The sequence below is a fragment of the Micromonospora sp. NPDC051296 genome (assembly GCF_040682255.1).
GTDB lineage: Bacteria > Actinomycetota > Actinomycetes > Mycobacteriales > Micromonosporaceae > Micromonospora > Micromonospora craterilacus.
Map to the genome: position 1 here is coordinate 1 of NZ_JBFBAO010000277.1, position 9,672 is coordinate 9,672.

The 9,672-nt window shown below is 72.6% G+C and carries 2 protein-coding genes; both read left to right on the top strand.

Going from position 1 to position 9,672, the window contains the following annotated elements:
- The first annotated feature begins 87 nt into the window (after positions 1–87).
- Complete coding sequence (locus tag AB0M52_RS24660) at positions 88–7,320, top strand: amino acid adenylation domain-containing protein (protein WP_363958018.1); 7,233 nt, start codon at positions 88–90, stop codon at positions 7,318–7,320.
- On the top strand, positions 7,308–9,672 hold a 2,365-nt coding region (locus AB0M52_RS24665; protein WP_363958021.1), incomplete at its 3' end, for an AMP-binding protein. The genes AB0M52_RS24660 and AB0M52_RS24665, both read left to right, overlap by 13 nt.

Here is a 9,672-nt window from a genome sequence, read left to right on the forward strand (position 1 = left end):
ACCGGAGCGGGGCGGAGATGGGCCGCATACCGCCGCTCGGGCGGCTGCGAGAATAGCGGGGTGGAACCCGCACAGCCTGCCGACCGCGTGCCCGCGACCCAGTACCGCGACTACGCGATCGACCAGCGGCACCGCCACCGGACGCCGTCCGGCCAGACCGCCGCCGACGAAGTGCCGGACCCGGTGGAACTGCCACTGGACCGCCCGCGCGACCGGGACCAGCCGCGTCCGGCGCGGACCGTGGTCACCGCACTGCCACCCCGACTGACCAACCGACTGGCCGAACTGCGCCGTGCCGCCGGAGGCACCACGTTCATGCTGGTCGTCACCGCGCTCGCCGGCCTCCTCCGTCGCCTCGACGACGGCGAGACGGTGACGATCGGCACGCTCGCCGCAGGGCGCACCGAGCCGCGACTCGACGAACTGATCGGATACTTCCCCAACCTTCTTCAGCTGCGCATTCCGGTGCCACGGGACACCACGTTCCGGCAGCTGTGGCGACAGGTCCGCGACGAGTGCCTGCGGGCCTACAGCGAACAGGACCGGCCGTACGGAGACGGGGCCACCGCGACCGGGCACGGCACCAACCGCCGGGCGCTGTCGGTGCTGTGCGTGGCACAGCCCCCGGCCGCGGTGCCGAACCTGCCCGGTTTACGCGTCGAGGCCGTCGACGTGCCGCATCCGTTCGCCCAGTTCGACCTGACCATAGAGATCCGCGAGCTGACCGGCTCGCTGCGCCTCGGCCTGCAGTACGACGCCTCGGTGCTCGACGACGCCACGGTGACGCTGCTCGCCCGCTACCTGACCAACATTCTCCAGCAGATCGCCGAGAATCCCGATCTGCCCTGTCGCTCGGTCCGGCTCGACCACACACCGGCCCGGCCCACCGCCGTTTCGCGACAGCCCGGCGCCGTGCCCCCGTCGCCCGACGGCACCCGGTCACCCGAGGCCGGTCTCCGCTACCCCGATCTCGCCGCCGCCTTCGAGGCCCAGGCCCGGCGGACCCCGGACGCGGTGGCCGTCGCCCACCGCGGCACCGCCCTGACCTTCCGCGCGCTCAACGAACGGGCCAACCAGTGGGCCCACGCCCTGCTCGCCGCGGGCGTCCAGAACGAGGACCCGGTCGGCGTGCACCTGCCCCGCTCGCCGGACGCCGTGGCCGCCCTGCTCGCCGTGCTCAAGGCCGGTGCCGCGTACCTGCCGCTGGATCCGACCTATCCGCAGGCGCGACTGCGCGCGGTGCTGGCCGACGCCGCGGCCCACTGCCTCATCACCACCGGCGCTCTCGCCGCCCACCTCGGCGGCGTCCCGCGCCTACGGGTCGACGCCGGCGTGGCCGAATGGGCGACACAGCCGCGACACGATCCCGGCCGGACGCTGACCCCGGAACATCTCGCCTACCTGATGTACACCTCCGGCAGCACCGGGAACCCCAGGGGCGTGCTCGGCACCCACGGGGCGTTGCTGCGCCGGCTGTCCTGGATGTGGACCGAACACCCCTACGCCGTCGGTGAGCGAGCCGGGCAGCGTACCCCCCTCGGCTTCATCGACTCCCTCACCGAGACCCTTGGGCCTCTGCTGGCGGGCGTGCCGATCGAGATCGTCGACAGTGCCGAGGCCGCCGACCCCGATCGCCTCGCCGCCGCCCTGTCCCGACACCAGGTGACCCGGCTGGTGGTCGTGCCCACCCTGCTGCGCCCGCTGCTCGACACCGGGACGCGACTGCCCGCACTGCGGCTCTGCGTCACCAGCGGGGAACGGCTGCCGGCCGGGCTGGTCCGCCGGTTCCACCAGGTTCTGCCCGGTGTCACCCTGCTCAACCTCTACGGCTGCACCGAGGTGGCCGGCGACGCCACGGCGGGCCGGATCGCACCGGAGGACACCGTCACCATCGGCCGCCCGATCACCGGCGTCACCACGGTCGTCGTCGACCGCGACGACAATCCGGCAGCCGCTCTGGTCCCGGGTGACCTGCTCGTCGGCGGCGCCACCCTGGCCCGCGGATACCACGCCCGACCCGGCGAGACCGCCGATCGCTTCCGGCCCGATTCCGGTACCCGCGGCGGGCGGACGTTCCACACCGGCGACCTCGCGCGAAGGCGTCCGGACGGCCAGCTCGTCCTCCTCGGCCGACGCGACGACCAGCTCAAGGTCCGCGGCGTCCGGGTCGAACCGGCCGAGGTCGAGGATGCGCTGCTGGCCCATCCGGCGGTCGCCGAGGCGGTCGTCGCGGCGGTTCCCGACGCCACCGGCACCGAGACCCTCGTCGGATACCTCGTCCCGGCCGTCGACCACCACCCGGACGAGGTACGGGCACACCTGCAGGCCCAGCTCCCCGCGGGAAGTCTGCCGTCCCTGCTCATCGCCGTACCGGAACTGCCGCGCACCCCGGGCGGAAAGGTCGACCGCCGGTCACTGCCGCCGCCTGCGGCGACCGCGGCGCCGGTGACCGCCGCCGCCCTGAACGGCGCGACCGAGCGGACGGTCGCCGAGATCTTCACCGAGCTGCTGCCCGCCGGCTGGCGCACCGCCAACGACGACTTCTTCGCCCTCGGCGGGCACTCGATCACCGCGGTCGCCGTCGTCACGCGGTTGCGGCGACGCTTCGCCGTGCCACTGCACCTGCGGGACCTCGTCGACGCACCGACCATCGCCACGCTCGCCCGTCTGATCGACACCCGCCGGCGTCCACCGCGCCCGCGCGAGCCGGGGGATGCCGGCGCACCTGGCGGCTCGGCCGGCCCGGCCGGCGGTCCACCTGCCCTTGAGCCCCGCCCCGGACAGCACGAAACCTTTCCGCTCACCGAGGTCCAGCAGGCGTACTGGGTGGGCCGGACCGGCGAGCTGCCGCTCGGCAACGTGTCCACGCACGCGTACTTCGAACTCGACCTGGCCGGCCGGCTCGACGTGCCGAGACTCGAGGCAGCCGTACGCCGGCTCGTGGATCGGCACCCGGCGCTGCGTACCGTCGTCTACGACGGCGGCGAGCAACAAGTTCGCGCCGACGTGCCGCCCTACCAGATACCGGTGAACGACCTGCGGGACCTGCCCGCCGGCACCGCCGACGCGCGGCAGGCCGAGGTTCGCGCCGAGATGTCCCACCAAGTGCTGGACGCGCGGACCTGGCCGTTGTTCGACATCAGAGTCACCACCCGGGCCACCGGAACCCGGGTGCACGTCAGCATCGACGCGCTCGTCGCCGACGCCTACAGCGTGCACCTGCTCACCCAGGAACTCGGCCAGTTCTACCACCGGCCCGAAACCCGGTTGCCGCCCCTGCGCCTCACCTTCCGGGACGTCGTCGTCGCCCGTCGGGAGGCACAGGCCGGACCGGAGTACCAACGCGCGCTGCGCTACTGGCAGGACCGGCTGTCCACGCTGCCACCGGGACCGCGGCTGCCGCTGGCCGCTGAGCCCGAGTCGGTGACCCGACCGGTCTTCCGCCGACTCGCCCGCCGACTCGACGCCGACACCTGGCAGGCCTTCACCGACCGGGCCGCCGCGGCCGGCGTCACCGCTTCCGTCGGGCTGCTCACCGCCTTCACCACGACACTGACCGCCTGGAGCCGCACTCCGCACTACACCGTGATGCTCACCCTGTTCAACCGGCACGGCGACCACCCCGACCTGCACCAGATCGTCGGCGACTTCACCTCGGTGGCACCACTCGAGGTGGACCAGCGTGCCATCCGGTCCTTCCAAGACCAGGCCCGCCGGTTACAACACCAACTGTGGACCGACCTGGACCACCACGCGGTCAGCGGGGTAACCGTGCTGCGGGAGTGGAACCGGCGACTCGGCGGACCACCCCGACCGCTGATCCCCGTCGTGTTCACCAGCAACCTCGGACTACCGGACCCCACCCCACTGCACGCCGACCCGGCACCACCCCTCGGCGAGCCCGGCTACGGCGTCACCCAGACCCCCCAGGCGTACCTCGACCACCAGGTCGCGCAGACCCCCGATGGACTCACCCTGCACTGGGACGCGATCGCCGACCTCTTTCCCGACGGCGTACTCGACGACATGTGCGACACCTACCTCCACCTGCTGCACGACCTGGCCACCGGCCGCCGATCGTGGGCCCAACCGGTACGCGGGCTGCTGCCACCGCCGCAGCGGCGCCACCGCGCGACGGTCAACAGCAGCGCCCGGCCGCTGTCACCGGCCACCCTGACGGATCTCGTCGCGGCGGCCGCCGCCGCGACTCCGGACGCACCAGCCGTGATCACGCCCGACCAGCGGCTGACCTACCGCGAGCTGACCGCCCGGGCCGGGCGGATCGCGCACTGGCTGCGCGGGCAGCGGGCCGCCGACGGTGACCTTGTCGGTGTCGTCGCGACCAAGGGCTGGGAGCAGGCGGTCGCGGCGCTCGCCGTCGTCGCGGCCGGCTGCGCCTACCTGCCGCTGGACCCGGAGTTGCCCGACCAGCGGATGCGCCTTCTCGCCGACCAGACCCGGCTGCGGTACGTGCTCACCCAGAGAAACCTCACCGGCCGGCTGGCCGGTCTGTCCGGCGTGGCGGAACTCGCCGTCGACGATGCGGGGCCATGGGCCGGGCAGCCGCCGGAGCTGCCCAGCGGTCACCGGCCCGACCAACTGGCCTATGTCATCTTCACCTCGGGCTCCACCGGCCTGCCCAAGGGCGTGATGATCGACCACCGTGGTGCGGTCAACACGATCCTGGACATCAACCGCCGGTTCGGCGTCACCGCCGACGACCGGGTTCTCGGCCTGTCCGCGCTTAGTTTCGACCTGTCGGTCTACGACCTGTTCGGTAGTTGGGCGGCGGGCGGCGCGGTCGTCCTACCGGACCCGGCGCGGCTACGCGACCCCGGCCACTGGATCGACCTGGTCCGCCGGCACCGGGTGACCGTCTGGAACTCGGTGCCAGCGCTGATGACCCTCGCCGTGGAGCATCCCGCGGCCGACGCAGCCGAGCCGGGGCAGGGACTCGCCGGCCTGAGGCTGGTCCTGCTCAGCGGGGACTGGATCCCCCCGTCCCTGCCGGACCGGGTCCGTAGGTCAGCGCCGGATGCCGCGGTCATCAGCCTCGGCGGCGCCACGGAGGCCTCGATCTGGTCGGTGTACCACACCATCGCGACCGTCGACCCCGGCTGGGCCTCGATCCCGTACGGCCGGCCATTGAGCAACCAGCGACTGCACGTCCTCGACGCGGACCACGAACCGCGGCCGGACTGGGTTACCGGAGACCTCTACATCGCCGGAACCGGACTCGCGCGCGGATACTGGAACGACCCGGAACGGGCCACCGCCCAGTTCCACCGGCATCCCCGCACCGGCGAACGGCTCTACCGCACCGGAGACCTGGCCCGCTACCTGCCCGGCGGAGACCTCGAGTTCCTCGGCCGTGAGGATCTGCAAGTCAAGGTCAACGGATATCGGGTCGAACTCGGCGAGATCGAGACCGCCCTGCGGGCTCTGCCCGGCGTCGCCGACTGCGCGGTGACAGCCGTCGGCCGACGCGACGGCGACCGACGCCTGGCCGCCTACTACGTACCCGCCACCGACCGGGCGACGCAGCCAGCCACGCTGCTCGCCGCGCTGCGCACGGCGTTGCCGTCGTACCTCGTACCGGGCACGCTCACCGCCCTCACGGCGTTGCCGGTGACCGGCAACGGCAAGGTCGACCGGGCCGCGCTCCTCGCGCTCGCCGCCGGCCGGGGCGACCCGGCACCACCCACGCCACCGGCCACCCTGGAGAACCTGCCCGACGCGGGCATGGCGGCGCAGATCGCGCAGCTCTGGGCCGCCGTGCTGGACACCGACGACGCGAGACCGGAGGCGAACTTCTTCGACCTCGGCGGCACCTCGGTGGTGGCGATGCGGCTACTCGCGCAGCTGGAGCAGAGCATCGGAGCCCGGATCCCGCTGCTGCGGCTCTACGAGGCACCGACCCTGGCCGAGCTGACCGCAGCCGTGGCCGCCGCCACGGCGACGGGCCCGTCGGTCGAACCGCTCCCGACCGTGGTGCCCCGGCCCGAGCTGGCACACGAACCCTTCGCGCTCACCGACATTCAGCAGGCGTACTGGTTGGGACGGCGGACCGGCATGTCCCTCGGCGGCGTCGGTACCCACAGCTACCTCGAACTCGACGTCCGGGACCTGGACGTGGACCGGCTGGAACGGGCACTCAACCACCTCGTCGCACGGCATCCCGCGCTGCGGACCGTGGTCGGCGCCGACGGCACGCAGCGGGTCCTGGCGGAGGTACCCGACTACCGGGTGCCGCGCCGCGACGTCCGCGGACGAGACCACGACATCCTTGAACGCCTACGGGCCCAGCTGTCCCACGTCGTGCACGACGTGACCCGATGGCCCTCGTTCGCGGTCGCCGCCACCCGACTCGACGACAACCTCACCCGCCTGCACCTCAGCGTCGACCTCATGATTGCCGACGCCTGGAGCTTCCACATCCTGCGCCACGACCTGCTGCTCCTGTACGCCGAACCCGACGCCGACCTCCCGGCCCTGACCTGCACCTTCCGCGACTACGTGGTGGCGCTCGGGCAGCTGCACCGGCATCCCGTCCGGCAGCAGGCGCAACGTTACTGGCGTGACCGGATCCCGCACCTGCCGCCTGCCCCCGCGCTGCCGCTCACCGGCGAACTGTCGCACCTGGAGCGGCCCCACTTCGTACGCGTCGAGGACCGGCTCGCTCCCGCGACCTGGCGCGCCCTGCGCGCCGCCGCCGCACGTCACCAGCTGACCCCCTCGGGCCTGCTCTGCGCGGCGTTCGCCGAGGTGCTGGCCATGTACACCCAGAAGGGCCGGTTCACCCTGAACGTGACCACCTTCAACCGGCCGCCGATGCACCCCGAGATCGACCAGGTAGTCGGCGACTTCACCGCCACCACACTGCTCGCCGTCGACGCCACCGCCCCCACGTTCGCCCGCCGGGCCGCCGTCCTGCAGCAGCAGCTCTTCGACGATCTGCAGCACCGGCAGGTCACCGGGGTCGAGGTCCTGCGGCTGTTGCGGGCCGCCGAGGACCGGCGCGCACAGCCGGTGGCGCCGGTCGTGTTCACCAGCCTGCTCGGTCTGGAGGACAGCGGCACCGACACGGCCGCCCTCGCCTGGCCCGCCGAGCCGGTGTACGCCATCAGTCAGACCCCGCAGGTGCTCCTCGACCACCAGGTCTCAGAGCACGACGGCGCCCTGGTCTACGTCTGGGACCACGTGGCCGAGGCGTTCCCGGACGGCCTCGTCGCGACGATGTTCGACGGCTATCGCCGGCTGCTGCACGCGTTGACCACCGACGGCGGATATTGGGAGGTTCCCCCGGCATGGACCCTGTGACGTCACCCGCCTCCGTCCTCGTGCCGCCCGGTCAACTGGACCTCTGGCAGCGCCTCAACGACACACCGGAGCCAGCCGCGGCGTCGATCGCGGACCGGGTCGCCGCGATCGCCCACGACGATCCGGACCGCCCCGCCGTGATCGCCGCGCGACGGCAGCTCAGCTACGCGGAGCTGCACCATGTCGCCCGCGCTGTCGCCGAACGCATCGCCGTGGAGCGGGACACGCACCGGTGCACTGCCGTCTCGATCTGCGTGGAGCCGGGATGGGAGCAGGTCGTCGCCGTGACCGCCGCGACGATCGCCGGTGTTGCCTGGCACGCGGTCGACCCCGCCGCCGCCCAGTCGGCCCGCTGGCAGCACGTCAAGGATCGGAACAGTCGTCTCGTGCTGACCCAGTCCTGGCTGGACGAGCGGCTGCGGTGGCCCCCGGAGGTCACCCGACTGCTGCTCGACGAGGAGCAGTCCCCGAACCCGACGCGGGATCACCTGCCGGCCCCGGATCCGGTCGCCTGCTGGGTAGCCGATGACCACGGCCGTCCGGTACCGGTGAGCCGGGTCGGCGTGAGCAGCCTCGTCGCCGAACTGCAGACCCGGCTGGGACTGTCCCATGACGACCGCGTGCTCGCGGTCTGTCCGCTGGGCAGCGAACTCGCCGCCACCGCCATCTTCGCCATGCTTGCGGTGGGCGGCGCCGTCGTCGTGCCGGACGATATCGACATTCGGGTCCCTGCGACCTGGGTCGACCTCGTCCGCCAGCACGACGTGACGGTCTGGCACTCCACGCCGACCCTCGCGGCCATGCTCGTCGAGCACCTGCACCACCGCGGCGACGACCTGCCCGACACACTCCGGCTGGCCCTGCTCGGTGGTGAGCCGCTTCCGCTGCCGGTCGTCACCGAACTGCGCCGGCTGATCGGTGACGAGCTGAGAGTCGTGAACCTCGGTCCCGGCACGGTCGGTGGACTGTGGTCCACCCTCCTCGAGATCGGCGAGCCGGACCGGCGCCGTGGACACCTACCGGTCGGTGCACCGCTGCCGGGCCGGCGGGTGTACCTGCTGAGCGAGTCGCTGACCCTCTGCCCGGCGTGGGTGAGCGGCCAGCTCCACGTCGGCGGTCCGGTCGTGGCCGATCTGCCGGATCAGCCGGGACACCCGCCAGTGACGCGACCGGACACCGGCGAGCGGGTGTACCGGTGCGACTACACCGGGCGGCTGCTGCCCGACGGGGTGATCGACCTGCTCGGTGAGGACGACTCCCAAACCGACGTCTCGGGCCATCCGCTGAACCTGCGCGATGTGGAAGCCGCCCTGACCACCCACCCGGCGGTCCTGACCGCAGCGGTCCTGCCCGACGGCGCGGGCAGCGTCGCGTACGTCAAGGCGCTTCCCGGGTCGCAGTTGACCAGCGTGGAGGTGCTGGCCCACCTGCGCCGGAAGATGTCCCCGTTTCTCCTGCCGGAGCGGGTCGAGCTCGTCGGTGCCCTGCCACTGACCCGCGACGGCCGCACTGATCGGCACGTCCTCGCCAGCCGGTCCGGAGTCGTCCGGGCCGCAGCCGTCGACGTGCCGTCCCGCGCGACGGCGCCGGCCGACCTCATCGCCCGAGCCTGCCGTCTCGCCGCCCGAATTCTCGGTGTGGCCGACGTGGATCCGGACATGAACCTGGTTGACCTCGGCGCGAACTCCGTCCAGCTGGTCCGGCTCGCCACTCAGGCGGAACAGGAACTCGGCATCCAGGTCGACGTCGACGAACTGCTGCGGTTCCCCTCCGTGGGAGTTCTGGTCAGCGTCTCGCTCGCGGCGGCGGACGATACGGGCGGTCCGGCCGGCACCGACGTCCCTGGTGACCCGCTCGCACACGCCCCCGAGTCGGACTCCGACGGCATCCTGATCCTCGACCCGGTCGCCCGGGTCGAGTTCACCAGCCGGCGGCCCGGCATCCGGCGTGACCTGGCGGAGGCGGCCACCGTCGCGCTGCCCGGCGGCGCACCCCCCGAATGGCTGGCCGGCAGACGGACAACCCGCCGGTTCGGCCCGGCACAGGTCTCCCTCGACGCGCTCGGACACCTGCTCAGTGCCGTGGCGCGACTCGACATCGCATCCGGCCCGGACGGTCCGGGCAGTGGCGCCGGTGGCAACCCGCGATACGGCTACCCGTCGGCCGGGACCCTCTACCCCGTGCAGGTGTACCTCACCACCGGCCCGCGAGGTGTCGCCGGACTCGACCCGGGCGCCTTCTACTACCACCCGGAGCGGCACGAGTTGACCGTCGTCAACCCGGGCGGTGAGATCGGCGACGAGGCCCATGCGTGGGTCAACCGGCCGGCCGTGCGCACCTCGTCATTCGCGG